The sequence below is a fragment of the Victivallis lenta genome (assembly GCF_009695545.1).
Taxonomy (GTDB): Bacteria; Verrucomicrobiota; Lentisphaeria; order Victivallales; family Victivallaceae; genus Victivallis; species Victivallis lenta.
On the sequence record NZ_VUNS01000001.1, the window covers coordinates 342,759 to 367,337 of the forward strand.

At 62.1% G+C, this 24,579-nt stretch carries 21 protein-coding genes; 4 read left to right on the forward strand and 17 right to left on the reverse strand.

All coding sequences use genetic code 11. From position 1 onward, the window contains the following. Positions 1–701: 701 nt before the first annotated feature. Both FYJ85_RS01365 and purU read right to left on the reverse strand, forming a co-directional pair. Positions 702–2,534, reverse strand: a complete 1,833-nt coding sequence (locus FYJ85_RS01365) for an O-antigen ligase family protein (RefSeq protein WP_154416752.1) — start codon at positions 2,532–2,534, stop codon at positions 702–704. Beyond that, positions 2,531–3,379, reverse strand: a complete 849-nt coding sequence (purU, locus tag FYJ85_RS01370; RefSeq protein WP_106055703.1) for a formyltetrahydrofolate deformylase — start codon at positions 3,377–3,379, stop codon at positions 2,531–2,533. Before purU ends, FYJ85_RS01365 begins: the two co-directional genes overlap by 4 nt. A 174-nt stretch (positions 3,380–3,553) precedes the next feature. On the opposite strand from purU, the gene FYJ85_RS01375 reads away from it, so the two are divergent. Beyond that, positions 3,554–4,831 carry a sialidase family protein gene (locus FYJ85_RS01375; RefSeq protein WP_154416753.1) on the forward strand — a complete coding sequence of 426 codons (1,278 nt, stop codon included), beginning with the start codon at positions 3,554–3,556 and terminating at the stop codon, positions 4,829–4,831. Positions 4,832–5,056: 225 nt separating this feature from the next. On the opposite strand, the gene FYJ85_RS01380 is transcribed toward FYJ85_RS01375, so the two are convergent. The 3 genes from FYJ85_RS01380 to FYJ85_RS01390 all read right to left on the reverse strand — a co-directional run bounded on the left by FYJ85_RS01380 (position 5,057) and on the right by FYJ85_RS01390 (position 8,449). Next, positions 5,057–6,556 carry a glycoside hydrolase family 5 protein gene (locus tag FYJ85_RS01380; protein ID WP_154416754.1) on the reverse strand — a complete coding sequence of 500 codons (1,500 nt, stop codon included), beginning with the start codon at positions 6,554–6,556 and terminating at the stop codon, positions 5,057–5,059. A 12-nt stretch (positions 6,557–6,568) separates the two neighbouring features. Beyond that, the gene (locus FYJ85_RS01385; protein WP_154416825.1) at positions 6,569–7,240 is read right to left on the reverse strand and encodes a prepilin-type N-terminal cleavage/methylation domain-containing protein; all 672 of its coding nucleotides are present in this window, start codon (positions 7,238–7,240) and stop codon (positions 6,569–6,571) included. Between the two features lie 126 nt (positions 7,241–7,366). Then, positions 7,367–8,449, reverse strand: a complete 1,083-nt coding sequence (locus FYJ85_RS01390; protein ID WP_106053221.1) for a helix-turn-helix domain-containing protein — start codon at positions 8,447–8,449, stop codon at positions 7,367–7,369. Between the two features lie 223 nt (positions 8,450–8,672). On the opposite strand from FYJ85_RS01390, the gene FYJ85_RS01395 reads away from it, so the two are divergent. Continuing rightward, positions 8,673–8,993 (forward strand): GntR family transcriptional regulator, encoded by a 321-nt coding sequence (locus FYJ85_RS01395; protein WP_106053222.1) that lies wholly within the window; start codon positions 8,673–8,675, stop codon positions 8,991–8,993. An 8-nt stretch (positions 8,994–9,001) separates the two neighbouring features. On the opposite strand, the gene FYJ85_RS01400 is transcribed toward FYJ85_RS01395, so the two are convergent. Further along, on the reverse strand, positions 9,002–9,994 hold the full coding sequence (locus FYJ85_RS01400; RefSeq protein ID WP_106053223.1) for a LacI family DNA-binding transcriptional regulator: 993 nt from the start codon (positions 9,992–9,994) through the stop codon (positions 9,002–9,004). A 185-nt stretch (positions 9,995–10,179) separates the two neighbouring features. Here FYJ85_RS01400 and FYJ85_RS01405 point away from each other — a divergent pair, with 185 nt between their 5' ends. After that, positions 10,180–11,736: an ADP-ribosylglycohydrolase family protein gene (locus FYJ85_RS01405; RefSeq protein WP_154416755.1), complete on the forward strand. Its 1,557-nt coding sequence runs from the start codon at positions 10,180–10,182 to the stop codon at positions 11,734–11,736. Between the two features lie 100 nt (positions 11,737–11,836). Here FYJ85_RS01405 and FYJ85_RS01410 read toward each other — a convergent pair whose 3' ends face one another. Genes FYJ85_RS01410 through FYJ85_RS01425 form a run of 3 tightly spaced genes read right to left on the reverse strand, consistent with a single transcriptional unit; the run spans position 11,837 to position 14,621 of the window. Then, positions 11,837–12,157: a hypothetical protein gene (locus tag FYJ85_RS01410; protein ID WP_154416756.1), complete on the reverse strand. Its 321-nt coding sequence runs from the start codon at positions 12,155–12,157 to the stop codon at positions 11,837–11,839. Continuing rightward, positions 12,141–13,175, reverse strand: a complete 1,035-nt coding sequence (locus FYJ85_RS01415) for an alpha-galactosidase (RefSeq protein ID WP_338116690.1) — start codon at positions 13,173–13,175, stop codon at positions 12,141–12,143. The genes FYJ85_RS01410 and FYJ85_RS01415 overlap by 17 nt, the downstream gene beginning before the upstream one ends. Positions 13,176–13,211: 36 nt before the next feature. Further along, complete coding sequence (locus FYJ85_RS01425) at positions 13,212–14,621, reverse strand: NPCBM/NEW2 domain-containing protein (protein ID WP_206212915.1); 1,410 nt, start codon at positions 14,619–14,621, stop codon at positions 13,212–13,214. Between the two features lie 117 nt (positions 14,622–14,738). On the opposite strand from FYJ85_RS01425, the gene FYJ85_RS01430 reads away from it, so the two are divergent. Then, positions 14,739–15,563, forward strand: a complete 825-nt coding sequence (locus tag FYJ85_RS01430) for an AraC family transcriptional regulator (RefSeq protein WP_154416760.1) — start codon at positions 14,739–14,741, stop codon at positions 15,561–15,563. A gap of 654 nt (positions 15,564–16,217) precedes the next feature. On the opposite strand, the gene FYJ85_RS01435 is transcribed toward FYJ85_RS01430, so the two are convergent. The 8 genes from FYJ85_RS01435 to FYJ85_RS01470 form a co-directional block, all read right to left on the reverse strand. Beyond that, positions 16,218–16,379, reverse strand: a complete 162-nt coding sequence (locus FYJ85_RS01435; protein WP_154416761.1) for a hypothetical protein — start codon at positions 16,377–16,379, stop codon at positions 16,218–16,220. Positions 16,380–16,519: 140 nt separating this feature from the next. Beyond that, the gene (locus FYJ85_RS01440; RefSeq protein ID WP_106053228.1) at positions 16,520–17,308 is read right to left on the reverse strand and encodes a sugar phosphate isomerase/epimerase family protein; all 789 of its coding nucleotides are present in this window, start codon (positions 17,306–17,308) and stop codon (positions 16,520–16,522) included. Positions 17,309–17,372: 64 nt separating this feature from the next. Beyond that, entirely contained in the window at positions 17,373–18,224 is an 852-nt protein-coding gene (locus tag FYJ85_RS01445) for an SGNH/GDSL hydrolase family protein (protein WP_154416762.1), read from the reverse strand. Positions 18,225–18,241: 17 nt separating this feature from the next. After that, complete coding sequence (locus FYJ85_RS01450; protein WP_106053230.1) at positions 18,242–18,514, reverse strand: hypothetical protein; 273 nt, start codon at positions 18,512–18,514, stop codon at positions 18,242–18,244. Continuing rightward, the gene (locus tag FYJ85_RS01455; protein ID WP_154416763.1) at positions 18,511–19,512 is read right to left on the reverse strand and encodes an FAD:protein FMN transferase; all 1,002 of its coding nucleotides are present in this window, start codon (positions 19,510–19,512) and stop codon (positions 18,511–18,513) included. The genes FYJ85_RS01450 and FYJ85_RS01455 overlap by 4 nt, the downstream gene beginning before the upstream one ends. 4 nt (positions 19,513–19,516) lie before the next feature. Beyond that, on the reverse strand, positions 19,517–22,642 hold the full coding sequence (ileS, locus tag FYJ85_RS01460; RefSeq protein WP_154416764.1) for an isoleucine--tRNA ligase: 3,126 nt from the start codon (positions 22,640–22,642) through the stop codon (positions 19,517–19,519). Between the two features lie 5 nt (positions 22,643–22,647). Beyond that, positions 22,648–24,318 (reverse strand): sodium:solute symporter family protein, encoded by a 1,671-nt coding sequence (locus tag FYJ85_RS01465; RefSeq protein WP_206212916.1) that lies wholly within the window; start codon positions 24,316–24,318, stop codon positions 22,648–22,650. Continuing rightward, complete coding sequence (locus FYJ85_RS01470) at positions 24,315–24,503, reverse strand: symporter small accessory protein (RefSeq protein ID WP_106053233.1); 189 nt, start codon at positions 24,501–24,503, stop codon at positions 24,315–24,317. Before FYJ85_RS01470 ends, FYJ85_RS01465 begins: the two co-directional genes overlap by 4 nt. Between the last annotated feature and the right edge of the window lie 76 nt (positions 24,504–24,579).

Sequence of the window (24,579 nt, forward strand, 5' to 3'; positions counted from 1 at the left end):
TCGATTGTTCTGATTTTAATTATACCGGAAACCGGAGCGAATGGCAATACCTTCGGCCGGAAAACAAGATATTTATATACATCACAATACAAATATATAACATATTAAGTTTCCTCCGATACCGGAAACTGCGCGAAAAACAATCCGTTCCTTCTGAAAAACAGCAAAAGGCGTTAATGGCCCTTAACTTTTCCGCCGATATTTCCCATAATTATATTTAAGTTCACACGAAACAATTTCAAATAACTGTTCAGGAAGGCGAATCATGAGGAAGAAGCGTAGCATTTGACGGCATTGCGGACAGGCATCCCGCCGAAGGGCCGGAATTTCGTTCACGACCATTTTCGAATTCCGGCAAGGCATCCGGAGTTGATCCGGGACTTGAAACTGCCCGCCGCCGTGGCGGAGCACCTCTCCGAAGCTCTTCGCATCCGATATGAAGATCCGGAAAAACCGTTCCCAGGCAGTCCGGACATGGAACCGGAACGGAAGGGACTCGCCATCCTGATCCGAAACAATCTGAAACCGGAAACGGGGCAGTATACCGGATTCCGGTAAATAAACAGCTCCTGCGCGTACCGATCGGAATCGATATCAATCCCATTCCCTTCGAATGGATATCAGACCCGGATTACCGGCAGTCGCTCCTGCCGTAATTCACTCCATACCGGGCGAACAGGCCGAAGCAGCCGGAATTCCGGTTATTTTCGATTGAACTCGAGCTCGGGGTAATGTTCTTTGAGCTCGTCCGTGTATTTCGGGTTGCCGGGGAAGCGGCGGCACGCTTCGAGCAGGAGTTCACCCGCCCGGCGACGGTTGCCGCGCACCCGTTCGATGCGCGAAAGCCGCTCGTAGGTCGACGGACGGGCCATCGTCCGCTTCTGCGCCTCCGCAAAACAGCGCTCGGCTGAACGGTAGTCGCGCCGCATCAGGTAGAAATCTCCGGCGCTCTCCCACGGGAACGGCGAATACGGGCGCGCTGCGACCGCATCGCGAAGCGCCCGCTCGATCTTCTCCGGCGTCACCCGCAACTCAAGGTCGCCGGGCGTCTGCGGCTGCAGGTATTTCATCAGGCCGTCGTAAGCGAGTTCGGCCCGCAGCGTATACCAGCTGCCGCCGAGAGCAGCAACTCCGAGCAGCACGCCCGGAAGGAGCCAGAGCAGCCACTTCTTCGACCCAACGGCGGAAGCCGCATCGTCCGCCGTTCGCGGCACGACGAGCGCCGCAATCAGAAGCCCCCCGGCCAGCGCCATGCAGGCCGGGATCTGCAGATCCACATCCATCAGCGCATGCAGAAGAAACGCAGCCTCTCCCCAGAAGATCGCAACCGCAAAGCCGTCCGCCTCCTTCCGGAAGATCCGCCGCCCGAGCGCCGCCAGCGGATAGAACAGTGCAAAGGCGACCAGCAGCCCGGCCGGAATCCCCGCCTGCGTCGCAAAGGCGGCGACGATGTTGTGGGGATCGTGCGCCGCTTCGTCGGTGCCGGTGGTTTTGAGCTGCATATGACGGTAGAAGAATCCCCCCCAGCCGTGCCCTGCCAGCGGTTTCTCCATCACCATCGTGAACGAAGTCTTCAGATAATCGACCCGCTCCGCGACCGATCCGAAACCGCGACCGGCGCAGTGTGCAAACACGACCCCGCCCGCAATGGTGAAAACGGCAAGCGCAATCAGCCCGGCGCGCCAGAGCCGGCGCATCGGCAGCGTCAGCACGAAACCGGCGGCGGCCAGCACGGCGGCAAGCAACGCGCCGCGTCCCCGGGTCAGCAGCAGCACGGCACCGAGAAAAACGGCGCCGATCCCGGCCAGCAGCGGACGCGACACCTTCTCCGGCTCGAACCGGTCGCCGAAGCGCCAGAGCGTATAGCAGACCGGAGGAATCACGAGAACCAGGTAACCGGCCAGCACGTTGCATGAGGCGAAGGTCGCAAACACACGGTCGTCCTCAAGCTTGATGCGGAGGATTTCGCTGATCAAGATTCCCTCCTCATACTGCCTCCGGGCGAACTCGCGCGTTTCGGCAAAGCCGACGAAGTACTGCCGCAGCCCCGAATAAACCACCAGGCCGGCCCCGGCGGCCAGCAGCCAGAGGAACGTCTTCCGCCACTCCGGACGGCATGCGAGCACGAGGTACAGTGCCCAGAGATACGCCCCGACTCCGGCCAGATGCAGAATCTCCCAGATACCGTAATCGGGCGTATCGCAGTTGATGAGTCCGGGCAGCGCCGCCAGCGGAAGCCCGAGCGCCCAGAGCAGCATGGTCCGGCCGCACGGCGACCGGAGCGGAGATGCGGCGCGCCACCCGAAAACGGCGAGCGCCAGAAAGAGCGCCGCGCCGGAGAAAAGCCCGAAGCTGTGAGCCGGCCAGGTGATGTCGATGTAAGCCGACCAGTAACCCGGAAAAAAGCTTGTCGCCTCCGGCATGACCGCGAGACTCGCGAACTTGAGCGGCAGCAGCAGCGTCAGGAGCCCGACGACTCCGCCCGCCGCATATTCGAGCGGTCCGATCCGGCCCGGTGTTTCCGTTTTCTTCATGAGAACACGATCGTCCTGCGGCCGGAGACGATCACGCGATGCTCGAGATGGGCGCGCACGGCCCGGGTCAGCACGCGCCGCTCGATGTCCTTGCCGATCCGCTTCAGGTCTTCCGGCAGGTTCATATGGCTGATGCGCTCGACATCCTGCTCGATGATCGGCCCTTCGTCGAGTTCGGCCGTCGCATAATGGGCGGTCGCGCCGATCATCTTGACGCCGCGCTCCCAGGCGCGCTCATACGGGTTGCCGCCCTGGAAAGCCGGCAGGAAGGCGTGATGGATGTTGATGATCCGCAGCGGGAAATGCGCGATGAAGTCGTCCGACAGAATCTGCATATAGCGCGCCATGACCACGAGGTCGATGCGATGGCTCTTCAGGAGGTCGATGACCTTCGCCTCCTGCTCCGCCTTCTTCCCCTTCTCCATCGGGCAGCAGAAATACGGGATGTTGAACCGGTCCGCGACATATTCGAGATCCGGGTGGTTGCTGATGACCAGCGGAATATTGCAGTTCAGATCGCCCTCGTCGGCGTGCATGAGCAGGTCGTACAGGCAGTGCGAGGTCTTGGAGGCCATAATCGCGACATTCGGCTTCGACTCCTGATAGAACACCGAATATTCGAGCCCGAGTTTCGACGCAAACCCGGCGAACTCCTCTTCGAGCCGGCGGCGGGTGACTTCGGGCCGGAGTTCGAGCGCGATACGCATGAAATAGCGTTCCGTCCGGACGTCGGAATACTGGCGGCACTGCAGAATATTGAATCCGCTGCTGTAAAAGAAACCTGAAATCTCGGCCAGCAGCCCTTTCCGGTCCGCGGTCTGAATCAGAAAAACGACTTCCCGCATGGCAAACGGCTCCTTCGGATAAAAATATTGATAAAAAAACATTCACCCTAAAAATAGCACGTCCGGGGCGATTTTTCCAGCAAAATCCCCGGGAATCCGGAATTATGGGTTGAAACTGCCGCCGGAGCCGCTTACAGTAATGGATATGCCAACTGAAATCAAGGAGCACAGGCGATGGATACAGAATTGTTTGCGGCGAATCCCGAGCTTGGCCGGACCTCTCCGGACTATGTGATCTACGTTCCGAAGGGGACGGATGAACGGATTCCGGATACCGGCAACGAGCACTTTCTCGTCTTCCGCCGAAAGGACGGCACCTTCGCCGCAGTCTGGACCCAATCCGGCCACGAAGGACAGTACAACCAGCACATCGTGTTCGCGGAATCCGACGCCTCGGCCCGGAGCTGGAGCGCGCCGCGCATCATCGCCGGAGAGAAGTTCGACCCGGAAACCGGCAGAGACATGTGCAGCTGGGGATATCCGCTGGTCAGCCGGTCGGGACGCATCTACGTGCTGTACAGCAAGCATATCGGCGTCAACGACGTATTCACGCATACGACCGGCAGACTGGCCGGCATTTACAGCGACGACAACGGGAAAAGCTGGTCGGCCGAAGCATACCCGGACTTTCCGCGCTCCGAATACGACAGCCCCGATCCGGCGATGCCGGGAAACTGCATCACCTGGCAGAAGCCGCTGCGGTTCGGCGACGGCCGTTATCTGGCCGGAATCACGCGCTGGATCAGCCCGGCGCGCGCAACTCCGTCGGACGGGAACTGGATTCACGCGCCGAGCGTGGTCGATTTCCTGCGGTTCGAGAATCTCGACGACGACCCGGAAATTCCGGACCTGAAGCTGACGCTGCTGACCGCCGGGAAATCGCTGCGCTTCCCGATTCCGGACGATCCGCGCGGAAATTCGCTGATTCAGGAGCCGACGCTGAACGAGCTGCCGGACGGCCGCCTCTTCGCCGTCATGCGGACCGTGGCCGGAACGGCGGCCTGGAGCGTCAGCGCGGACGGCGGCGAAAGCTGGAGCGAACCGGAGACGCTGCGCTACGGCGACGGCCTTCCACCTGTCGAACAGCCGCTGAGCCCGTGCCCGTGCTACACGCTGTCGGAAGGGGAATACGTGCTTTTCTATCACAATCACAACGGACACTACGGGCCGTGGACCGCGCATGCGACCGAAACGCGCCGGCCGATCTGCATGGCATACGGCAAATTCGATCCCGAAGGCAGGCAGCCGGTCCGTTTTTCAGCTCCGCTTTCGTGGATCGACAGCGACAACATCGAACTGAACCACCGCTGCGACCTGGCGATGTATTCGAGCTTCGAGTACGTCGACGGCAGGCTGGTGCTGTTTTTTCCGGACCGCAAGCATTTTCTGGTCGGCAAGGTCATCGACCGGGCACGGCTGGCAAATGCGGTGTTTCCGAAAAAACGCGCCTGATTCCCGCGGCACAGGCGAACGGCAGGAGCGATGTTTCCCTTAGAGCTTATTCCTAAAATAAGCCAAATCGGCATGATGCCGATTCTTTATTTAGGAGTAAGCTCTTATTTCGGTTCACTTACATGCGGGAGCGCGAGCTCAATCGCGGGGCACCCCGGCCGGTCAGGAAAATCGGGTTGGTCCGCGGCAGCTCGAACGGGTCAGCAGCATTTCCGCCGGCAGACGTCAGCGCTCGCGCCGAAGCGCTTCGAGCACGGCACGCAGCCGCCCGTTCTCCGGATCAAGCCGGATGCCCGCCGGATCGTCGGAGTGTTCGAGCGACCAGCCGTCCCACTCCCGGAAGGCGTGGTAACTCCAATCCCATCCGTACTCTTCGAAGAGTTCGAGCGAGTCGCGAAGATACCGGTCGGCGCCGGGAGCCCAGCGGATTGCGCTGAATTCGCCGACATAAATGCGTGCGCCCGTTTTCAGCTGGAACTCCCGCGTACCGGCGAGCATCCGGCGCAAATACCGTTTGTCCCAATTGCGGTTCGCATCGGGATAGCGCAGGAACGTCCCGGCTCTCCGGTCCAGCTGATGGGTGAATTCGTTCGGCCGGTAGAAGTGGATGGTGTAGACGATGTTCTTCTCGGGATAAACCGGCAGAAATTCAAGGCCGCCGTGGGAACCGTAATGTCCGGTGACGATAACCTGCGTATCCGGGTCAATCTCGCGGACCGCCCGGACCAGTCGCCCCTGATACTCCGCAAACATCTCCAGCCCCGGTTCGGAACTGGCGGTATTCGGTTCATTCAGCAAATCGTATCCCCAGAGCATGGGCTTTCCTTTGCAGTGGCGGGCCAGGCCGCGCCAGATTTCAACGACGGTATCGCGTCCGTCGGCGGTTTGCAGGATGGAACTTGCCAGATGGAGGTCCACGACAATCCATATTCCATATTTTTCACCCATTTCGAAGAGGCGGTCGAGCACGGAATACTGTTCCCGGACCCAGGCGGCATAGGAAGCCGGATCGCCCTTGCCCTGCGGCTGGTTGAGCTGCCAGCGCAGCAGGTTGACCTTCCAATCGGCCAGTGTCCGAAATGCGTCCTCATCCATCCTGTCGATGCTGAAGGGCGACATCACTCCCCGGCCGCGCGGCGGCAGGACGGCATCGTAGCGGGCTTTGGGAACCGGAGAAAGCGTCAATATGGAAACCGGCGCCTCTTCCGTGAAAAAACGTACGTTCCGGAACTCCGCATACCCGGAAGAGGTTTCCAGCCCGAGCGTCAGTTTGCAATCCTTCGCGTCGGCCGGATAAGCGTACCGCCAGTAGGCGCGCCGCCGGTCATGCCTTCCCCACCGCTCCGCCTGCGGAAAGCCGTCCCACTGCGGATAGACTCTCCTGCCTTCTCCGTTCAGGAAGGAGGCCATGAATTTGACGCCGTTCCAGGGAGCACCGACAGGATACGTGACGTTTCGATATGCGATTTCAGCCTCAAAAGTGACATACTTGCCCGCCAGCTTCCCGGCCGGCAGCGGAACGGTGACGGCGCCGCTCCTGCCGGCCGGAGCGTCCAGAACCAGCGTCCAGACACCGTCTGCGCCTTTTTTCAAAGAAGCGCAGGGACTTTTCCGGACCGCCTCGCGGATTTCAGGACGGGTGAAATCGCACTCCCAGACGGGTGCGGCCGCGGCCGGGAGCAGGCAGGCTCCGGCAAGGAGAAAAAGCAACAGTCTGTAATACATGTTCGACGTTCCTTACGGCATGGTATTGATCAGGCAGGCTTCGTCGGCGCGGGTCCAGGAAACATGTTCATTGCGGGTGGCGCTGCCGACATGCCCGTCCCAGTAAGCGACATTGCACCGGTTGGCATGGCGCGGCTCGGCACTGTGGTCGAAACTGGTGCTTTCGGGCAGCCCCCAGACCCACATGCCTGCCCAGGAGAATTGCGCATAAGCCGACGAGAAGCCGTCGACCATCATCACCCGGCGGGAATGACGGGTCATGAGTTTGGCAAAATTCCCGTCCGGCCCGCCGTTGGGGAGTCCCCGGAAATGGTTCAGTGAATAAATTGAGCGCCTCGCCTCGCTGTTCAGGCCGATGGTTGGACAGAGAGTGACGCCGCTCCCGGTCCATCCCGTGCCGGATTCTTTTTGCGCAAGATAGCCGCCGCGCACAAGCGTCCACCACCAGGCGCGGTTTTCATTTGCGTCTCCCCCATATGACCAGAGAGTGTTGATCGCCGCCCAGCCGGTGTCGTCCACATAAAGCTGCTGGCATTGGGCAAGCTGTTTCAGGTTGGCGGAACAGGTGGAGCTCCGCGCCTTTTCACGCGCCTGATTCAGCGCAGGCAGCAGCATTGACGCCAGGATGGCGATGATCGCGATCACAACTAAAAGTTCAATCAGTGTAAAACGCTTCTGTTTCATTTTTTCTCCCTGTACCTGTGTCATGTGGAATCGGATGCCTCGAATGAATTTCAGACAAAGTGTTTCTGTTTCGCTTCCTCCTGGATGTGTGTTATGTAAAACCGGATGCCGCGGGAGCGATGGGATTCAAGGCGGCGGCAGGAATACCGGGGCGTCCTCCGGGGTCCTGATGCGGCATACATCGCAGGGAATCCGGCAAAACCGGGGCTGCGGCTCCTCCCCGCGCAGACGGGAAATCAACTGCCCTGCCAGCGCCTCTGCATGCGCCTCTTCCGGATGGGTGAACAGGATGCCGCGAAAATCCGGACCCGGCAGGGAGTGCCGGTTGACGATCAGCCTGCAGCGCCCGGGCGGAATCCGGTTGTCATTAAGCGTCTTCCACGCCCGAACGGAGCTGTAGCCGTGGGCGTAAACCGCGTCCGGCACGTCGCCGGCGGCGACATCCCGCCCGAACTGTTCGAGCCCCGGCTGTTCGGGGAAACGGTAGTAGAGCCGGAATTCCGGTTCCGCGCCGGCTTCACGGTAAGCGCGGACAATCCCGTCCTTCACCAGATCGGTGACTTCGTGGCTCAACAGAATCGCAATTGAACGGCATCCTTCGTCCAAAAGCATCCGGCCGATCCGGCATCCGGTTTCTTCGAAGTCGTATCCGGCCCCCGGAATTCCGGGCAGCTCCTGTTCGCCCGTCACCACCGGAATACCCGCTTCCGCAAGGCGCTCACACGGTTCCGCCGCCCACTCAGGCGGTGAGATCCAGACTCCTCCGGAAAGGCCCGTCCGCAGGAAGCTCTCTGAAATTTCACCGGCATTGAACGGCCCGGAGACATAACTGACATTGCATTGGCGCTGCGTCAGTTCCAGCCCGGTCCGCGCCAGCATGCTCCAGGCATAATGTTCATAGAAAAACCGCTGCCCGTCGCCGCAGAGCAGACCGATCAGAGGAGAAGCGTGTTCCGTTTCGGGAAAAATGTATTCGATCGCAGGATTGGTGAAGGTGCCGACCCCGCGCTTGCCGATGATGATTCCGTCTTCGGTCAACGCCTTAAGCTCCAGCGTCACCGTGCTGCGGGCCACGCCGAACATCTTTGCAAGTTCCACGGAGGTTGGAATCCGGAACGCCTTGCCCGGATTGCGATAACGCAGGCTGACGATATAATGGCGGATTCTGACTCCCTCCCGCGCAGCGGTACCATCGGGCTGCAGTGACATCGTGATCCCTTTATTTTACAATCAGACATTATCGGACATTTGACTATATTATACCAGACTCCGTCTCAAAAAGCAAGAAGCATTCCGGAAAAATTTACTGTTTTGTTCGATTTGCAGGAATTTTCAATAAAAACACGGTTTCCCCAAGTTTCGTTCTTGACTTTTCCGTGCTTCCGGCCCATGATAATTCCGTACAAGTAATTCATACAGGTACGTCATCATTATGGAACAGAAAATTCCGGTTTTCAAAGAGACCGCCGGTACTCTTTCTGCGCAGATCAGGGAACGCAACTTCGCGCCTGGTACGGCGCAGCCGTCGGAGAACGAGCTTTGCCGCCGATACAGCATCAGTTGTTTCCCGGTACAAAAAGCGCTGAGCCTTCTGGAAGCCGACGACCTGATCGTGCGCCAGCCCGGCATCAGGTCAATCGTGCGTGAATATTCCGGCGGACGCCCGCGCTGTATCCGGAGAAGTCCGGCATCTGCCGCTCCCCGTCCGTCCGCAGCGAACTGCGTTTCCCGTTCCGGGACACGGCAGAGATGACACCCCGGTCAAAGTTCCCGCCCCCTCCCGCCGTCTCCGGCGGAAAAACCGGGCGGCGGAGCCGTCGAAGCGCGGACGATGAGCCGCCCCGGAACGACGATCTGCCGCAGCTTGCCGCACCCCTCGAGTTCAAGCTCGAGCCGCCCGGCGGCCGCGGCGGCGAGACCGCGGTAGTCGTAAGCCAGCGCGGTCAGCGGAGGAGTCAGGTGGGCGGTCATCTCGGCCGACTCGTAGGCGACGAGCGAAATATCCTCCGGAATCCGTTTCCCGCAGTTCCGGATCGCGTCGATGACCTTCGGAGCGCCGTCGATGAAAATCGCGATGAAACCGGTAAAACCCTCCCCGACAAGTTCACGAATCCGCAGCTCGAGCCTCTCCCAGTCCGGCGCATGGCAGTAACGCACACTGTCGCGGATTCCATACTCCGAAGCCACGCGCAGAAACTCGTCGTAACCGCGGTTCGTCTCCTGTTCCGATGCGTTCTCCCCGATCAGCCGCAGCCGGGCGATCTTCCGATGTCCGAGGGAGATCAGGTGCTCCATGGCAAGGCGCGACTCGCCGTTCGAATCCGGGAACACCGAGCAGACCCGGTCCAGCATCCAGCCGTAGCTGTTGATGACCACCAGCGGAATGCGGTGCCGCTCGTGCCAGGTGCGGGAGAGTTCGCTGGCCGCAAGCCCGATCGCCCCGTCGAACAACCGGTCGTCCAGGAATTCCAGATGCTCGTGCGGCACGATCACCATGCGCCACCCCTTCTGCCGCGCCACGGCCAGCAGCTCGTTCACGAGGCTCGAAGAAAACTCGTCCATGCGCCCGGCCAGCACGGCGACCGTCCGGCGGTGGACCGCCGTGCAGTTCCGGTAGTTCTTCTCGCGCGCGAGTTCGAGAATCCGCCGCCGCAGCTCCGGCGCGACGTCCGGCTTCCCGGCCAGCGCCCGCGACACCTGCGAAACCGAAACTCCGGCCGCCGCGGCCAGGTCTTTCATCAAGGTCCGTCTCATCCTGCGTTCCCTCCATTCGGCATACCATACACCGGGAACGGCGGCGCCGCAAACCCGTTTGCGGTTATTTGCGGTGCAAAATCCGCTTTCGCGCCTTGTTTCCGGGACCGGGCCGAGGTATAATGAAGCCGTGACGGGAAACGCATTCCGTGTCAGCACCAGAAAACATTCAGGGAGAAAAAGACATGTTCCACACGAAAGTACCGGGCAAAAGCTTCATGAACCGCGAAGAGTACCGCGACAAGGTGCTCGGCTGCTGGACCGGCAAGAACATCGGCGGCACCCTCGGCGCTCCGATGGAGGGAAAACGCGACATCTTCGACGTGACGTTCTACACGCAGGACCTGAAGGGGCATCCCGCCCCGAACGACGACCTCGACCTTCAGCTCGTCTGGCTGCGCGCCATCGAGGACAACGGCCTCTACCGGGTTGACGAGCGCATTCTCGGCGAATACTGGCTCCGCTTCATCACCGGACCGTGGAACGAATACGGCATCGGCAAGTTCAACATGATCAACGGTCTTTTCCCGCCGCTCTCGGGGCTCTGCAACAACGGCCAGTGGAAGAACAGCAACGGCGCGTGGATCCGCTCCGAAATCTGGGCGTGCCTGTTTCCGGGCGAACCGGACGAGGTCGCGCCGTTCGCCTGGTGCGACGCCTGCGTCGATCACGCCGGCGACGGCATCTACGCCGAAATCTTCACCGCAGCGCTCGAAGCGGCCGCCTTCGTCGAAAGCGACATCGGCAAACTGATCGAGATCGCGCTCGCGCGGATTCCGGCCGACTGCCGCGTCGCCCGCAGCGTCAGGATCGCGGTGGACGAATTCGCCGCCGGTCACGACTGGAAAACCGCCCGCAGCCGGATCGTCGAAGACAGCGCGGACCTCGGCTGGTTCCAGGCCCCGGCCAACGTCGCCTTCACCGTGGTCGGACTGCTCTGGGGCCGGGGAGATTTCGGCAGATCGATCTGCACCGCGGTCAACTGCGGCGACGATACCGACTGCACCGGCGCGACCTGCGGCGCGGTGCTCGGCATCCTCCTCGGCCGTTCCGGCATCCCGAAGGAATGGATCGAACCGATCGGGGAAGGAATCAAGACGGTGGCGGTGAACCCGTTCCAGCTCGACGTCCCCGAAACGCTCGGCGATCTGACCGACCGCGTCATCTGCTGCAAGATCGAGGCCGACTTCGAGAATCCGACCCTCATGCGGCTGACCGATGGAGAGACGGCCGTTGACGGCGAATTGCAGAAACGCCTCGCCGACGGCGGCGAAACCGCGAAGCGCGTGCTCGCCAGGTCATCCGGAGAACTCTCGTTCCCGCTGCCGTACGGCAAATTCAAAGTCGAGTACGAAAAGAGCCCGGTCATGCAGCCGGGAGAGAGCCAGAAGCTCCGGCTGACCTTCTACGGCTGCCCGTTCGACTGCCGCGCTTTCACGGCGGAGTGGCAGCTGCCGGAGGGGTGGACGATGTCGCCGGGTCCGCAGCAGGTTCTCATGACCCGCAACGGCGCCGGCCATTCGATCGAAGTCGAACTGACCGCCGGCGAATTCGCCGACGTCATGACCTATCTCCCGGTCGAACTGCGGATGTCGGACCGGAACTTCCCGAGCTGGATCGCCGTGCCGTTCCAGCAGACCGGGGCGGTGAAAAGCGAGTGGCCCGACGCGGTCGACCAGCCCGCCTGGGACGCCCTGAACCGCCGCGCCGCGCGCCGCGCCGTCATGCTCGGGCGCGACTGACTCCCGCGAAACACGCCGGACCGGAATCCCTCCGGCCCGGCGGACAACGATCGCAAGCGGATCCTGTTCGAAGCGTTCCGGAAAAACGAAAGGCTCTGACTCAGGCCAGCGCGAGCAGCGCAATCCCGGCAGCCGTCAGAAACACACCGCTCCACTGACCGGGCGACAGGCCCGTCGTGAAGCAGGCCGCCATCGCCAGCTGGATCAGCAGGAACGAACCGCCCGTGCAGACCGCCGCCGCCAGATTCGGGTGAAGCTCGCGGTAAATGCGCATCAAAAACAGGATGCTCGTTATGCCGATCAGGTTTCCGCCCGCAAACCCGAACCAGTAACGGCCGCCGCCGGCGCTGCCCCATTTGAAGAGCAGCGCCGCCGCGACCTGAAACAGCAGAAACAGGGTGATGCTAACGGCGATCCGCATCTTTCCTCCGGTAGAAGACGAGGCGGCTTGAACGTTTTTCCGGAAGCGACAGTGTGATTCCGTCTTCCATCAATTGTTTTCCGGCAGCGGTGAAGGGTTCGAAGCCGCCGTCCGCATCCTCGACGCAATATTCCGCGGCGGGTTCAAGTCCGCGCAGCCGGACGTCGGCGGAGCGGTAGAAGCTTCGCTCCCCCCGGAACGCCTCGAGGATGCCGCGCCCGAGATCGGGCCGGTCGAACTGCATGAGCGTCCACGCCCCGATTCCGGCATGAAATGCGTCGAGGCAGTAATAATCTCCGGAGAAGCACTCCTTCGCGCGCAGGTATTCGGCGAGCCGTTCCTTCAGCCACGCATGCGGCCACGCCGGGTCCGGCGGCCGGCAAGCATACATGAAGTAATGCACCACAAGCCCCGGCCCCATCGAAGCGCGGAAGTTATAGGTGTCGCCGCCCGCCTGATTCTGCACGCCGAAGCTGAAAGCGGGCAGATAGTGAGAAAGCCCGGCCACATGGGTCAGCTGCCACTCCGGGTCGAAGCCGTCCGCGCACTGCATATCGCTGGCCCAGAGCGGAATGCTGTAACGCAGCGCCTCGAATTCAAGCCTCCGCCCGCCGGAGGCGCAGTTATCGATCACCAGCTGCGGAAACTTCTTTCGCAGCGACCGCCAGAGCCGCCGGAGCCCGGCAACGTAACGAATCTCGTTCGCGCCGCGGCGGTCCGGAGCGTCATTCTCGCGCCACGGGCCGAGCGGTGAAATGTTGAAGTCGATCCTAAGCCAGTCGAGCGCATTCTCCTCTATCAACTCCGACAGCGTATCGAAACACCACTGCCACGCCTCCGGGCGGCCGAGATTCAAAAGCAGGTTCTCGCCGGTCTCCGAAGAGGCCAGAAAATACTCCGGATGCTCACGGTAAATCCGGGTGTTCTTCACGGCCCGTTCCGGCTCGATCCAGAGCATCTGCTTCATTCCGGCGGCATGGCTCGCGGCGGAGATGTTCCGCAGCTTCTCCGGCAGGATCGCCGGATTGAACTTCCAGTCGCCGGTCGTACTGCTCTAGGTCGAATCGAATTCATCGGGACTGTACGATCCGGGCGGCCCGTACCAGCCCGCATCGATCCAGTGCAGTTCGAACGGCATTTTCCGCGCCGCGATATTCGCAATCCGGGTCAGGTGCTCCGCTTCGGTCATGCCGCCCCAGTTCGAGCTGCTGAGCGGCACCTCCACGATTTTCCCTCCGATGCGCGGCTGAATCTTTTCGCGCAGGAACCGGCGCCAGAGATTCACGCCGCGTTCCGTGCCGCCGGACTCGTTCCAGACCAGCGCGACCGACGGCAGCTCGATCCGTTCGCCGGGCTCAAGCACCATATCGATCTCTTCGATTCCGGCCCGGATATCCACAACGGCGGCCGAAGGCTGCGGCACGAGCTCCGCACTCCACTGACCGGACCAGCCGATGGCGATGCGCAGATTGCAAACGCCGTCGGTCAGGTCGAAACAGGGCAGCCAGTCAACCGACGGGCGGCCTCCAACCGCTCCGAAACGGATCGTTTTCTCCGCCCCGTCAAGGGACTCCTCCACGGGCGTAAACGAATCGCGGAAGGCTTCCCTGAAACCGCAGTCAGGCAGCTGAAAACTGCCGTGCCGCCGCAGCAGCCGCAGCGTTTCCGGCATGCCGACGGACAATTGCAGCGAATCGACCCCGGAGAGGCGCCGGGAACGGTCCGCCGCCGGATTCTCAAAGGCGACCCGGTACTCCAGCACCGGCAGCTCATGGAACAGTTTCATGGTCACCGTGAGCCGCAGCCCGGAATCCGCACCGCCCGACACTGCGGAGAAAAGCGTATGGTCGCCGCGCTCTTCACTGCGGCGTTCAATCCCGTACCGGCGGTAAAACTCCGCAGCGTCGAGCCCGCCGAAGCGGAAGCCGACCGGAAGCGATCCCGCGCCGAAACCGAATTCGCGTGTGCCGAGCCGCATCACGCAGCCGGAAACCGTCTCGACTTCCGGCGCGCACCAGTCGACATTCGCAAGGTCGATTCCCGCCGGCGACTCGACGATGAGCTCAAACTCCGCTGCCCCGTTCAGCTCCGCTTCAAACGCGACTCCGCCGTCGGCATAACGGACGGCGGGTGAAATGGAGACGCATTTCCCGCCGATTTCGACCGAAAAGAACGCCGGAGCGATCCGAGCGCGCCCGGAATCCGTGGCGGCGTTCCGTTCGATCCCGACGACCGCGCGGAAGCGGCGCAGCGGTTCCGTCGAAGCGATCCGTATCCGGCTCGGCGAGTGGGTTCCGAAGCCGTACGCATACTCCGTCTCCCCGACCTTCAGCGGACCGGTGCGGACCAGATTCACACCGCGCGCCAGCGTGCCCCACCCCTGTTCGATCAATTCGCAGCGGCAGGGTGTGCCGCAGCCTTCCGCCAGTTTCCGCAAAAATCCGATGTCCATACTTTTTCCCATGACAGCCTCCGTGTTGCTGCCATTAATGATACCGCACATTTGCATTTTCCGGAATGCAGGATATTGTTATCTTTATGTAAAAAATCACTTTTTTTCAACTGAAACCGGGAGAAATTCATGGAACAAATCGAAAATGTGCCTCTGGATTTCGAGTTTCTGGACGGCGGCGTCACACCGGTGAACCGCGGTAACGACACCGGCCGGCGGCGCTTTCCGTTTCACGTGCTGGTCTGCAACGACGGCATGTCGAGCCGGGCGGAACGCGAAACCCGCGTCACCGCAGTAAGCGACGGCGAGGGTTACCTGATCCGCAAAAACGAACTGCACCGGCTGCGGACCCGTGAAGGAGAACACCCTGTTTCCGTCTGGTGTCACTTTCGGATCACGCTGCTGCACGGGATGGATTTTCTCGATTTCTTCGAACTGCCGGAAAAGTTCACGCCGCCGGAAAGCACACGCATCCGGGAGGCGTGCCGCAATCTCTTGGCCGGGCCTCCGGCTTCCGCGCTCCGGCAGATGCTGTTCCGCAAGAGCGCGGGGCTGCGGCTCGTGGAAGCGGTTACCGCGGCCTGCCGGGAACGCGAGGATACGCCGGAGAGGCTCGGACAACTCCGGCGGCTCGTTCCGGCGCTCGACTTCATGAGCCGCAACCTTGCCGGGAAGTGTCGGCTTGAAGAGGCCGCCGCTCGCGCGAACCTGTCGGAATCGCGCTTTACCGTGTTGTTCAAGCAGACCATGACCAGTTCGCCGGGCGCCTACTGGCAGTCGCTGAGATTGCGCCGGGCGCACGAACTGCTGAGCGCGGGTTCGACGCCGGCGGAAACCGCCGCCGCCCTCGGTTTCTGCGACGTCTTCCACTTCAGCCGCAGTTTCAAACGCCACTTCGGAGTGACTCCGGCGGAATACCTGCGCCGCCGCCGCGAACGCCTCTCGCCGTTTTAATACGGAAAACAGGGAGCACGGGCGACCGGGTTCAGGGCCTTCGGCCCCCGCGAGGTTCCAAGGGGCGCGAAGCCCCCCTGGCGGAGTTTGAGGCTGCGCCTCAAGCCGATCCGGGCGAAGCTCCAGCCCAGAAGACCGCAACGCAACAAGCGCTGCACGGCCGACATACGGAAGGGGAGCGCAAGCGACCGGGTTCAGGGCCCTCGGCCCTGGCGAGGTTCCAAGGGGCGCGAAGCCCCCTGGCGGAGTTTGAGGCTGCGCCCCAAGCCGATCCGGGCGAAGCTCCAGCTCAGAAGACCGCAACGCAGTTGCGGCGCTTCGCACGGCCTGAGCGACGCGGCAAAAGCCGCGGAGCGACCAAAAGGTCTATCGCACCGTCACCCCGGCAAGCATGGATTGACCGGAGCCGCCGACATGGTTGAAATGCGAAGCAACATTGATTGGTGAGTTTGCACGCCCCTTCCGGGGCGCGGTCTTTATGCGCATTCGCGCAACAGACCGTGCGGGCTCCCCGTCCGAATCTCCGATTCGGTTTGTGAGCTGGTCGTTCCGCCCGCAGCTTGTCTCCGACGGCCAAGGCGCTTCACCCTTGGAACCCGACCGGCAAGGTGCCGGTGCCGTCGGCGGCTTCGCCGCCTTTATGCGGCCTTCCATCTACCCTTCCCCGTCGGCCGGCTTCTGGTGGCGGCTGCGGAACTCGGTCGGGCTCATCTTGCAGATCCGCCGGAAAGCCAGGCTCAGGTTCTTGCCCGACTCGAAACCGGATTCGGCCGCGAAGCTTCCCCGGCTCAGCAGTCCGCATGGTGTCCGGCACAATCATGACAGCCTCCTCCCGCGTTGATCCGTTCGACAGCGTTTCCTCCGTCAATATACCCCGTCCGAAACGCTTCGGCAACCGGAACCGTCAAAAAAACGGCTGAAATTCGCAGATAAACGCCATTTTTTGATCAGACTGTTCAGCAGTTCCGCCAGAAACGGTTCACAGCAGCCAGAGCGACCCGGATTTCCGGCAGATACGGGTGCCAGAGCTTCTCGTATTCGAGCGTGACCAGAGCGGTGTAATCGACCTCTTCAAGCAGTTCGAGCAGTTCCGGAACCGCCAGATCCCCCTCGCCCGGAACGGTGGCGACGAGCTTGCCGTCCGAATCGAGTCTGCTGTCCTTCACGTGGATATCGACCACATGCCCGGCCAGCAGCTCCCAGCTGTCCCGGAAAGTTTCGCCGGCAAAACGGCAGGTGTGATGCGCATCCCAGATGACCGGCAGCTCCCCGTCGACCCGGTCGAGCAGCCGGCGGCAGCGCGCTGCGGACGAATAGCCGTCGTGCGTCTCCAGCGCAAGCTTCGCCTTCAGGTTCTGCCCGCGAAACCAGGCGAGGTTTTCGAGCGCGACCGTGAGCTTTTCGGAATCGAGTTCCTCGGCAAAATCGAATCCGCCGAACACCCGCAGATACGGAACCCCTGCCTCGTCGGCCAGGCGGCCAAGCGCCGCCAGCTCCTCGTAATTGTTCCTGCGGGACGAAATGCCGAACGAACTGCCGAAAACGCGAATCCGCCCTTCCCCGGCCAGACGCTTCAGCTGCGCGCGCTTCTCCGGTTCCTCAAACACCTTCGGCAGATCGATCGAACCGTCGACCGAACGAAGCTCCAGCATCCGGAAATCATACTCGTCAGCCAGTGCAACCGCTTCGCCCAACGAACACTCCGGGCACCCGAGCGTCGAAAATCCCCACTTGAAATCACGCATTTCCGCTTCTCCTTCCCGCCAGACAAAACCTCAAAGAACTAAGAACTTATCAACTGACAAGCTCTCAATCGAACAGCAAACAGCGCCGCACAACCGCCGCCATTTTCCCGTGACCGTAATTCGACAGATGCAATCCGTCCACCGTTGACCCGCCCCCCGACAGCACCGCGGCGAAACGGCGGCGCGGAATCAGCGTCACTCCATATTTCGCCGCCAGCTCCCGCTGTGCCCGCAGATACGAGCTTCGGAACGGCGGCAGCGGCAGTTCGAACATCAGAACCGGCACATCGAACGACGCCGCAACGCCGAGCAGCCCGTCGAGCTTCCGCCGGAATTCGGCTCCCGGCACGCCGCCGAGCAGGTCGTTGCCGCCGAGCTCAATCACCAGTACATCACCGGGACAGAACCGGAACTGTTCGAGGGTCCGGCGCGACGTCGAGACCCGGCTGCCCGGCACGGCGCGATTCTCGATCCGCCCCGGGTGCTCCTCATCGAGCAGCACGCTCCAGACCCGCTCGCCCGCAAAACCGATCCCCGAGCTGATCGAGTCGGCCAGAATCCGGACGCGCCCCCGGACCGCAACCGGCTCTCCGTCCAGCCAGTACGGGAGTTCAAACACCGCCGCAGCCAGAATAACGGCCCCGAACACCCCTTGCACAATCCGGCGCTTTCCGTACCGGAACTGCAGCGCCGCCATCGTACCGGCCGTGGCCAGGAGCAGAAGCCACCAGAGCCAGCCGGGAACCGGTGTGGATGACAATGCGATCTGGAGAATGCCGAGCACGGCCGCCGTCTGCGCCAGATGGAGCCGCCACCCCTTCCCCGCTCCGATCCCCGACAGACAGGAGACCAGCAAAGTGATCACGCCGCCCCAGAAGATCCAGCCGGAACCGATGTAAATCAACAGCGGATGCATCGAACGCACCTCCTTCGTCAGCGCTGTTCCCAGACCACCCGGAGAAGCACAAGCCAGACTGCAAGAAACAGAAATGCCGAAAAAATTCCGACCACGATTTTCGTCCGCTTCGCCGTCCGCACCGCCCGGCTGAAAAAGGCATACCAGTCGAGAATACCGGTCAGATAGAGAACCATCACACAGACAACCAGCATCTGCAGCGGCCGGCTCACCCCTTCGAGCGCGATCGCCGCACCTGCCGGAATACAGCCGATCAGAAACAGAAGCAGAGGTATGAGAAAGCGCTTCACGGCTTCTCCGGCTCCGGGCGGGTGATGATCACGGCGACGCCGCTGAACGCGGACTCCGCCCGCCGGGCCAGCTCCTCCCCGCCGAGGAAAACCGCCGTCGAAAGCCAGTCGGCCAGCAGAGCCGACGGCGCGATCACCGTAACCGACCCGCCGTCCTGCGTCGGCAGCCCGGTCACCGGATTCATGATGTGTCCGTACCGCCTGCCGCCGATCGTGACGAACCGCTCGTAATCCCCGCTGGTCGAAAGCGATACATCGCAGAGCTCGAGAACATCGTCAAGCAGCTCGCTCCGCTTCTGCGGATTCCGGATGCCGACCCGGTAGGCCTCCTGTCCCGGCGGCGGCTTCGGCAGCAGCCGCAGATTTCCGCCGAGGTCGATCACACCGCGCCGAATGCCGGCCTTCCCGGCCTCCTCCGCCGCCCGGTCGACCGCGTAGCCCTTCGCAATTCCGCCGAGATCGAAGCTCATGCCCGGAACCGTGAATTTCACACTGCGGGCGGCGTCGTCAAAGGAGGCTTTGTCGAGACCGACCTTCGCCTGCGCCTCGGCAATCTCCTGCCGCGACGGCAGCGTATCGCCGCGTTTGCGGTAAAATCCCCAGAGATCCATAAGCGGCTTCGCCGTGATATCGAAGGCGCCGTCCGAAAACAGATACGCCTTCCGCGCCTCGAGCAGCAGATACCAGAGCTCGGGGGAACAGACGAACGGCTCCTCCGCCGCCTTCGCATTCAGGCGCGAGAGCTCGCTGCCGGAGTCGTACAGATTGCAGAGCTCCACCACCCGGTCGAACGCGGCGCCGGCCCGGTCCGCCGCTTCGCGGGCGGCCTCGGGCGGGCCGTAGAAGGTGAACTTCGCAACCGTACCCATTACCGGAAACGTCCGCTCGAACTTCGCATTCCGCTCCGCCGTCCGGTCCGCCAGCCGCACGACCAGCAGAACGAGCACCGTAAGCAGCACCAGGCCAAGCGCGATTCCGTAACGGGTGCGGTTCGTCATAACGTCACGCCCTCTCCACCGAGATACGGCAGCTTTCGCCGTTCACATCGGCTTCCGCGCCGTTTTCCGCCGGACCGGTTTCGAAGGCGACCGCCAGCGTTTCTTCACAGATGTACGCCCGGTTCGCCTCGAGAGCCGCTTCCCGCTTCTCCGGCACCAAGCAGACGACCCGGATCCGGTCGGTCACATCGAATCCCTTCTCCTTGCGGAGATTCTGGATTTTGCTGACAAGTTCGCGCGCAAAGCCTTCCCCCTCAAGCTCCGGCGTCAGCTCGGTCGCCAGCGCGATCGTGATGCCGTTCTCGCTCGCGGCGACCAGGCCCGGCTTCTCTTCGCGCTGAACGACGAGATCCTCCGCCGTGATTTCGGCTTCGGTGCCGTCCGCCAGCACAAGCTTGTACGGCTTCCCGGCGAGGACGTCGCCGATTTCGCGGCCGGTCAACGCCTGGATCTTCGCGGCGGCCTCCTTCATGTTTTTGCCGAGGCGGCTGCCGAGCACCTTGAAGTTCGCCTTGGCGGAGCGCCTGACCAGCGCCTCTTCGTCGTCGCTGAACTCGACGCTCTTCACGTTCAGCTCCTCGGCGACGATCCAGGCGGTCTCCTCGAGCATTTTGCGCGACGCGGCATCCGGGGAGGCCAGCACCGCCTTCGCAAGCGGCTGGCGCACCTTCAGGTTGTTCGCGGTGCGCAGGAAGCGGCCGGACGACACCGCCGTCATGGTCAGCTCCATCTGCTTTTCGAGATATTCGTCACGGCAGTCGTTCGGCTCCGGATAGTCGCAGAGGTGAACCGACTCCGGCATCTCCTTCGTCCGGAGCGTACGGTAGATCGCCTCGGTCGTGAACGGGATGAACGGCGCGGCGGTCTTCGCAAAGGTCAGCAGCACATAGTGCAGCGTCCGGTACGCCTCGCGCTTGTCGGCGTCGTCGCTCGATTTCCAGAACCGGCGGCGGCTGCGGCGGATATACCAGTTGGTCAGGTCGTCGATGAACCGGCTGAACCGGTTCGCGGCCTTCTGCAGGTTGTACGCATCGAGCTCGCCGCGGATCTCCTCGACCATCTGCGAGGCCGACGACAGAATCCAGCGGTCCAGCACGTTCGACGCCTTCGCGGGCGGCTGCACCTCCCCGGCGGGCGGTTCGTAGCCGTCCACATTCGCATAGGTCGTGAAAAACGACAGCGCGTTCCACATCGGGATCATCACGCCGCGCAGGATCTCCTTCACGCCCGCCTCCGAAAACTTCAGGTCCTCGGCGCGCACGACCTGGCTGCCGAGCATGAAGAGCCGCAGCGCATCCGCGCCGTAGGTATTCACCACAACCATCGGGTCCGGATAGTTCTTGAGGCGCTTCGACATCTTCTGGCCGTTTTCAGCCAGGATCAGCCCGTTCACCAGAACGTTCTTGAACGGCGGCCGGTCGAACAGCGCCGACGCGAGCACGACCAGCGTGTAGAACCAGCCGCGGGTCTGGTCGAGCCCCTCCGCGATGAAGTCGGCCGGAAAGTGCTCCTCGAACTGCTTCTTGTTTTCGAACGGATAGTGCATGCGCGCATACGGCATCGAACCGGATTCAAACCAGCAGTCGAACACCTCTTCGACCCGCTTCAGCGGGGATTTTCCGGTCGGCGACGGGATTTCGAGCTTATCGATGAAATGCTTGTGCAGATCCTCGATTTTCCGCCCGGTCAGCTTCTCAAGCTCCGCGACGCTGCCCGGCACGATGACCTCGCCTTCCGGATTGCGCCAGATCGGCAGCGGCGTCCCCCAGAAGCGGTTGCGGCTGATCGCCCAGTCGCGGGCATTCTCGAGCCACTTGCCGAACCGCCCGTCACGCAGATGCGCCGGGACCCAGTTGATCGACTGGTTGTTTTTGACCATCCTGTCGCGCAGCTGCTCGGCCCGGACGAACCAGGTCGAAATCGTGCGGTAGATCAGCGGGCCGTCATCGCGCCAGCAGTGCGGATAGCTGTGCCGGATCTGGTCGCGGCGGACGAGCTTACCCTCATCCTTCAGCCGCTGGATGATCTCCTTGTCGGTCTCCTTGACCGCGCGGCCGGCGTAGTCCGGAATTTCGTCCGTGAAGCGGCACTCCGCATCGATCGGGCAGACCTCCGGAAGCCCCGCCGCCTTGCAGAGCGCATTGTCGTCCTCGCCGAAGCCCGGCGCGCAGTGCACGATGCCGGTGCCGTCGCTGATACTGACGAAATCACCGCAGAGCACCTGAAACGCCCCCTGCGCGTCCAGCTCCGCGAAATAGTTGAAAAGCGGCTCGTAGCGCCGCCCGGCCAGGTCGGCGCCTTTGCCGCGCCAGACGATCTCCGGCGTCTCCCTGTAATACGCGCCGAGACGGTTTTCGGCCAGATAGAAAAACTCGTCGCCGTCCTTGACCTTCACATAATCGACCTCCGGACCGACCGCGAGCGCAAGGTTCGACGGCAGCGTCCACGGCGTCGTGGTCCACGCGAGGATGTAGCTGTTCTCCTCATCGCGCAGCTTGAAGCGGATCGTGATCGCCGGGTCGACGACCTCCTTGTACCCCTGATTCGTCTCGAAGTTCGACAGCGGCGTCGCGCAGCGCGGACAGTACGGCAGGATCTTGTAGCCTTCATACACCAGCCCCTTGTCCCACAAAGCCTTGAACACCCACCAGACCGACTCCATGAAATTGCGGTCCATGGTGCGGTAGCCGCGGCGGAAATCGACCCAGCGGCCCATGCGGGTCACGACCGTCTCCCACTCCGACGTGTAGCGCAGCACGATCGAACGGCACGCCTCGTTGAATTTGTCGACGCCGTACGCCTCGATGTCGCGCTTGCTCTGCAGCTTCAACACCTTTTCCATCTCGTTCTCGACCGGCAGCCCGTGGCAGTCCCAGCCGAACGAACGCTCGACGTAGTTGCCGCGCATGGTCTGGTAGCGCGGAACCACGTCCTTGATCGTGCCGGCCAGCAGATGTCCGTAATGCGGCAGGCCGGTCGCAAACGGCGGACCGTCGTAAAAGACGTATTCGGGGCCGCCCTTGCGCTGCTTCAGCGATTTCTCGAAGATGCCGGACTCCTTCCAGAACTCGAGTACCTCGCATTCCAGCGCCGGAAAATTGACCTGATTTGAGATGTTTTTGAACGCCATTGGTTTCACCCGTCTATTTTATATGATTCAAAACAATTTTTAATATGCGCCGGCGACGGCTTCGCGGAGCACCAGCTGCCGATCACCAGCGCGAGAAACGAAAGCGGCAGCGAATACACGAGGGTATCCACATACGGCCACGGAAATTCCGAAACAAGCTCATTCCTGCCGAACAGCGCCCGGCAGATTCCGAGCGCCGCCGACTCCTTGCTGTGCAGGAACACCAGCCCGAAGAGACTCACGCCGACGCCGACCGAAATCGACAGCCAGACGCCGAACCGGGTCGCTCCCCGCCAGTAGATCGCGGCGCAGTAGGAGGGCAGAAAAGCCGCCGCGCAGACGCCGAAGAAGATCGCAGTGCCGCGCGCAATGATTCCGGGCGGCAGAATGATCCCGAGGACCACACTGACCGCGATCCCGAATATCACCCCCAATCGGGTGATGAGCACGCTGTCGCGCTTCACACTTGAAAGGTTGCGGAACAAATCGTGTCCGATCGCCGAACCGGTCACGTGGAACAGCGAACTCAGCGTCGACATCGCCGCCGACAGCAGCGTCAGCGAAAAAATGTAGAGGATCACCGGCGGCAGCGCCTGACGGATGAAAAGCGGAATAATGAGATCCGGATTCCCCCCGGCCGCCTCGATCGCGAGCTTGCCGGAGATGCCTTCCGCAATCCCCTTGTCGGCATGGTAGAAAAACACGTTCGACAGCGCGCCGACCATGTAGGCCGCACCCGCCGTGCAGAGAATGAAAACCGAACCGATCACGACCGCCCGATTCAGCTCGCGCGTACTCTTGACCGTCATGAAGCGGACCGCGAGCTGCGGCTGCGCCAGGGCGCCGATGCCGACGCCGAGCATGAGGCTCGAAACCAGCGTCCACCACCAGACCGAATTGAATTTCGGCATGGCGGTCCATCCCTGGTGGCCGAGCGCCGCCTCCTTCGGCAAACGCTCCGCGACCAGCGGCGCCATATCGGTCAGAGCCTGGTGCGCGCTTGCGACGCCGCCGAGCTTCCAGTAGCACATGACCAGCAGCGAAAGCATGCCGGCGATCATGACCGTCCCCATCATCGCATCGACGTACATGACTCCTTTGAGCCCGCCGAAAACGACATAGACCGCGACCACGAGCGCGAAAACCGCCAGCGCCCAGCCGTAGTCGATCATCATGACCTCCTGAAGGAACCGCGCGCCGCCGATCAGCACCACGCTCGAATAGAGCGGCATGAACAGAAAGATGATCGCGGCGAGAAACACCTTCAGATAATTCGACTCGAAGCGGTTGCCCATGAATTCCGGGAAAGTGTGCGCATCGAGCGCGAGGCCGATCCGGCGCGTGCGCGGCCCGAAGAAGATGAAAGCGACCACGATGCCGATCGCGATGTTCATGAATACGAGCCACATGAGCCCCATGCCGAACTGCCCCGCGATGCCGCCGAAGCCGACCAGCGCCGACGTGCTGATGAAAGCCGCGCCGTAACTCATCGCCATGACGAACGGATTGACCGAACGCCCGGCCAGCAGATAGTCCTTGTTCGAAGCGGTCCGGCGGAAACCGCGGTAGCCGAGACAGCCGATGATGCCGAGATACACGGCGATAAGGGTGCCGAGCACCCAGGTATTCATGCCGCTGCCGGAGTCGGCGGCGGCCAGCAGCAGCGGCGGCGTCATTGCCGCCCCTCCGCTTTCATGCGGCGCCGGGCCCGGCTGCGGCGCCGGCAGCGCATCTGCGCCTCTTCCTTCCTCGGGTCGGAACCGCGGTTCCAGTTCACCGTTCCGTAAACCACGCCGAAAAGCGTGATTCCGACGCACCCCGCCAGAGCGGCGACAATCTGAAAATCCCCTAATCCGAACATATCCGTTCCACCGAAGAATTTATATTAGAAAGAACAAGCGGACGAGTTTTCGCACTCGCCCGCTCTCATATCGACA

What these genes read in the sequence shown, in the direction of transcription:
- FYJ85_RS01365 (WP_154416752.1), bottom strand. Translation starts at nt 2,534, where the DNA reads ATGAAGAAAACGGAAACACCGGGCCGGATCGGACCGCTCGAATATGCG.
- purU (WP_106055703.1), bottom strand. Translation starts at nt 3,379, where the DNA reads ATGCGGGAAGTCGTTTTTCTGATTCAGACCGCGGACCGGAAAGGGCTG.
- FYJ85_RS01375 (WP_154416753.1), top strand. Translation starts at nt 3,554, where the DNA reads ATGGATACAGAATTGTTTGCGGCGAATCCCGAGCTTGGCCGGACCTCT.
- FYJ85_RS01380 (WP_154416754.1), bottom strand. Translation starts at nt 6,556, where the DNA reads ATGTATTACAGACTGTTGCTTTTTCTCCTTGCCGGAGCCTGCCTGCTC.
- FYJ85_RS01385 (WP_154416825.1), bottom strand. Translation starts at nt 7,240, where the DNA reads ATGAAACAGAAGCGTTTTACACTGATTGAACTTTTAGTTGTGATCGCG.
- FYJ85_RS01390 (WP_106053221.1), bottom strand. Translation starts at nt 8,449, where the DNA reads ATGTCACTGCAGCCCGATGGTACCGCTGCGCGGGAGGGAGTCAGAATC.
- FYJ85_RS01395 (WP_106053222.1), top strand. Translation starts at nt 8,673, where the DNA reads ATGGAACAGAAAATTCCGGTTTTCAAAGAGACCGCCGGTACTCTTTCT.
- FYJ85_RS01400 (WP_106053223.1), bottom strand. Translation starts at nt 9,994, where the DNA reads ATGAGACGGACCTTGATGAAAGACCTGGCCGCGGCGGCCGGAGTTTCG.
- FYJ85_RS01405 (WP_154416755.1), top strand. Translation starts at nt 10,180, where the DNA reads ATGTTCCACACGAAAGTACCGGGCAAAAGCTTCATGAACCGCGAAGAG.
- FYJ85_RS01410 (WP_154416756.1), bottom strand. Translation starts at nt 12,157, where the DNA reads ATGCGGATCGCCGTTAGCATCACCCTGTTTCTGCTGTTTCAGGTCGCG.
- FYJ85_RS01425 (WP_206212915.1), bottom strand. Translation starts at nt 14,621, where the DNA reads ATGGGAAAAAGTATGGACATCGGATTTTTGCGGAAACTGGCGGAAGGC.
- FYJ85_RS01430 (WP_154416760.1), top strand. Translation starts at nt 14,739, where the DNA reads ATGGAACAAATCGAAAATGTGCCTCTGGATTTCGAGTTTCTGGACGGC.
- FYJ85_RS01440 (WP_106053228.1), bottom strand. Translation starts at nt 17,308, where the DNA reads ATGCGTGATTTCAAGTGGGGATTTTCGACGCTCGGGTGCCCGGAGTGT.
- FYJ85_RS01445 (WP_154416762.1), bottom strand. Translation starts at nt 18,224, where the DNA reads ATGCATCCGCTGTTGATTTACATCGGTTCCGGCTGGATCTTCTGGGGC.
- FYJ85_RS01455 (WP_154416763.1), bottom strand. Translation starts at nt 19,512, where the DNA reads ATGACGAACCGCACCCGTTACGGAATCGCGCTTGGCCTGGTGCTGCTT.
- ileS (WP_154416764.1), bottom strand. Translation starts at nt 22,642, where the DNA reads ATGGCGTTCAAAAACATCTCAAATCAGGTCAATTTTCCGGCGCTGGAA.
- FYJ85_RS01465 (WP_206212916.1), bottom strand. Translation starts at nt 24,318, where the DNA reads ATGACGCCGCCGCTGCTGCTGGCCGCCGCCGACTCCGGCAGCGGCATG.
- FYJ85_RS01470 (WP_106053233.1), bottom strand. Translation starts at nt 24,503, where the DNA reads ATGTTCGGATTAGGGGATTTTCAGATTGTCGCCGCTCTGGCGGGGTGC.